2 protein-coding genes and 2 pseudogenes are annotated in these 3,417 nt (G+C 73.7%); 2 read left to right on the top strand and 2 right to left on the bottom strand.

Annotated features, from left to right (window positions below; all coding sequences use genetic code 11):
* A partial coding sequence (locus H5J29_RS25910) for a 5'/3'-nucleotidase SurE (RefSeq protein ID WP_181783632.1) occupies positions 1-312 on the bottom strand: 312 nt, incomplete at its 3' end.
* A gap of 100 nt (positions 313-412) precedes the next feature.
* Here H5J29_RS25910 and H5J29_RS25905 point away from each other — a divergent pair.
* Together H5J29_RS25905 and H5J29_RS25900 are read left to right on the top strand one after the other, a co-directional pair.
* Positions 413-1,564 (top strand): annotated as a pseudogene (locus tag H5J29_RS25905) (alcohol dehydrogenase catalytic domain-containing protein); the annotation flags it as partial.
* Positions 1,565-2,057: 493 nt separating this feature from the next.
* The gene (locus H5J29_RS25900; RefSeq protein WP_181783630.1) at positions 2,058-2,723 is read left to right on the top strand and encodes a response regulator transcription factor; all 666 of its coding nucleotides are present in this window, start codon (positions 2,058-2,060) and stop codon (positions 2,721-2,723) included.
* A gap of 102 nt (positions 2,724-2,825) precedes the next feature.
* Here the strand turns inward: H5J29_RS25900 and H5J29_RS25895 are convergent.
* Positions 2,826-3,417, bottom strand: a pseudogene (locus tag H5J29_RS25895) (amidohydrolase family protein); the annotation flags it as partial.

Below are 3,417 nucleotides of genomic sequence, written 5' to 3'. Positions count from 1 at the left end.
GTTGCCGCCCCGGTTGATCCCGGACAGCACCAGGTCGGGAGCCGGGTCGAGCCAGCCCTGCACCGCCGCGACCACGATGTGCGCGGGGGCGGCGCGCACCGCGAAGGCCGGGTGGCCGCCCCGCCCCTCGACCTGCTCCACCACGGTCCGTCCGTCCTCCTGCACGGCGGTGATGGAGGCCGCGGCGCCCGAGTACTGCCGGTCCGGGGCGGCCACGACCACGTCGAACCCGGCCTCGCGGGCGGCGTCGGCGAGGACCCACAGGCCGGGGGAGTCGATGCCGTCGTCGTTGGTCACCAGTGCGCGTGTCACGGACCGGGCGTACCCGCGCCCCGGGGGCGGGCACACCTGTTTCGCCCGTGCCCGCCCGGGTAGTCGCCCGCCGTCCACCCCACGAACCAGGAGGCCACCGATGCGCGCCCTCACCTGGCACGGCAAGCGCGACGTCCGCGTGGACACCGTGCCCGACCCGACCATCAAGGACCCGACCGACGTGATCGTGCAGATCACCTCGACCGGGCTGTGCGGTTCCGACCTGCACCTCTACGAGGTGATGGGCCCGTTCCTGGGCGAGGGCGACATCCTCGGCCACGAACCGATGGGCATCGTCGCCGAGAAGGGTGCGGGGGTGACCTCGCTGGAGGTCGGGGACCGGGTCGTGGTCCCGTTCAACCTCTCGTGCGGCACCTGCTGGATGTGCGAACGCGGTCTGCACTCGCAGTGCGAGACCACCCAGAACCGCGAGCAGGGGATGGGGGCGTCGCTGTTCGGCTACACGAAGCTGTACGGCCAGGTCCCCGGCGGGCAGGCCGAGTACCTGCGGGTCCCCTTCGGCGACCGGCTGCCGATCAAGGTCCCCGAGGGCCCGCCGGACGACCGGTTCGTGCTGCTCTCCGACGTGCTGCCGACCGCCTGGCAGGCCGTGGCCTACGCCGACCCGCCGCGCGACGGCAGCCTCGTCGTCCTCGGGCTGGGCCCGATCGGCGACATGGCCTGCCGGATCGCCCGACACCGGGGGATCGAGAACGTCGTCGGCATCGACCTCGTGCCCGAGCGGCTGGCGCGGGCGAAGGCGCGCGGCGTCACCACGATCGACCTGCAGGACGCGGGCGACGACGTCGTGGACGCCGTGCGCACCCTCACCGGCGGCCGGGGGGCCGACGCGGTGATCGACGCCGTGGGGATGGAGGCGCACGGCTCGCCGATCGGCTCGATCGCGCACCGGCTCGTCGGGCTGCTCCCGGACACCCTCGCCGCCCCGCTGATGAGGACCGCGGGGGTGGACCGGATGGCGGCGTTCGACCTGGCCGTCCAGCTGGTCCGCCGCGGAGGGACGGTCTCGCTCTCCGGGGTCTACGGCGGCACGGCGGACCCGATCCCGCTGCTGAACCTCTTCGACAAGCAGATCCAGCTGCGGATGGGCCAGGCCAACGTGCACCGCTGGGTGCCGGACATCCTGCCGCTGCTCGGCGACGACGACCCGCTCGGTACCGAGGGCTTCGCGACCCACCACGTACCGCTCGAGTCCGCCCCGGAGGCGTACGCCATGTTCCAGGAGAATCGGCCCTGGTCCTGCAGCTGGGCCTGTTCCGCCACCGTGTCCCGGAGGTCGAGCACGAGCTGCGTGGGGCCATCGGCCTGCTGCAGGACGAGCTGCACGCCCTGCTGCAGGAGCTGCGCGACGTCGCGGGCCAGATCTACCCGCCGCTGCTCGACGAGGCGGGCCTCGGCCCGGCGCTGCGCGAGCTCGCCGAGCGGCTCGACGCTCCGCTGCGGATCCGCGACGACGGCGGGCGGTTCGGTCCGGCCGCCGAGGGCGCCGTGTACTTCGCGCTGGCCGACGCGCTGGCCGAGGCGTTGGCCGCGGACCCGGAGTCGGCCCGCGAGGTGACGGTCGAGGGCTCCACCGCCGAGCTCGTCGTCACGGTGACGGGCCCGATCCCGGGTCTGGAAGAGCTGCTGCGCGACCGCGCCCGCCCGCTCGGGGGCGTGGTGTGTGACGTTTCCGCCCCGCCGGACGAGCCCGTCGGTACCGGCACGATCGTTGCGAGGATCCCATGCGAGTAGCACTGGCCGAGGACGGCGCACTCTTCCGGGAGGGCCTGCTGATGCTCCTCCAGGCCGCGGGCCACGAGGTCGTGGCGGTCGCCGCGGGGGGCGACGAGCTGCTGACCCTGCTCGCGTCCACCCCGTGCGACGTGGCCGTCCTCGACATCCGCATGCCCCCCGAGCCGGACGGCGGGCTGGTCACCGCGGAGCGGCTGCGCGACAAGTGGCCCACGATGGGGCTGCTCTTCCTGTCGCACTACGCCGAGTCGCACTACCTGATGCGGATCCTCGAGATCGGCACCGAGGCGATCGGCTACCGGCTCAAGGAGAAGGTCGGCAGTGTCGAGGTCCTCACCGACACCCTGACCCGGATCGCCGACGGCGAGATCGTCATCGAGCCGGTCCTGGCGAAGCGACTGGTCGAGCGTCCGCGCGGGCAGAAGAAGGACGAGGTCGCCTCGCTCTCCGAGCGCGAGCTCGACGTGCTGAAGCTGATGGCGGAGGGGCGGTCGAACGGCGGCATCGCGGGCCAGCTGTTCGTCACCCCGAAGGCGGTCGAGAAGCACATCGCCGGCATCTTCGCCAAGCTCGGCCTGCACACCGACGAGACCGAGAGCCACCGCCGGGTCCTCGCGGTCCTGACCTACCTCCGCGCGCAGCGGGACGGCGACTGACGGTCCGACATGGAGAGGTGGGCCGCGCTGGGGCTGCGCGCCGCGGTGATCGGCGGCGCGGTCCTCGTCGTGTTCGTGGTCCTCGTCGTCCTCCCTCCGGTGCTGCTCGGGGTGCCACGGCGCCCGGTCGTCCCCGCTGCGGTGCACGGCCGCCGCGATCGCCACCCACGGGTCCAGCGGCGCCACCGGGGCGTCCGACCCCAGCGCGAGCTCGGCGCCCGCGTCGAGCAGGGACCGGAAGACGAAGGCGCGCCCGGTCCGGCCCGCCCAGTAGTGGTCGGCGACGTCCCGGTCGTCCACCGCGTGCTCCGGCTGCACCGACGCGACGATGCCGAGTGCGGCGAAGCGGGGCACGTCCGCGTGCTGCAGCAGCTGGGCGTGCTCCACCCGCCCCCGTGCGCCGGTGCGGGCGAGGACGTCGAGGACGTCGGTGTTGGCGGCGTCGCCGATGGCGTGGACGGCGACGTCGAGACCGCCCTCGGTGGCGCGCCGCAGCAGCGGCTCCAGCTCCGACGGGGGCACGAGCGCCATCCCGCACGGGTGCGCCGTGCCCTCCAGGCCGGGGTAGGGGTCCACGCAGAACGCCGTGCGGGTGTTGAGCGACCCGTCCGTCACGATCTTGAACGGGCCCATCGTCAGCAGCCCGTCCGTGTCCGGCACGACGTCCCCGGTGCGCAGCCCCGATCCGCGCATC

It is taken from the genome of Pseudonocardia pini (assembly GCF_013870575.1).
Lineage (GTDB): Bacteria > Actinomycetota > Actinomycetes > Mycobacteriales > Pseudonocardiaceae > Pseudonocardia > Pseudonocardia pini.
Note: the sequence above shows the minus strand (reverse complement) of the source record. Positions and strands in the feature narration are given on the sequence as shown.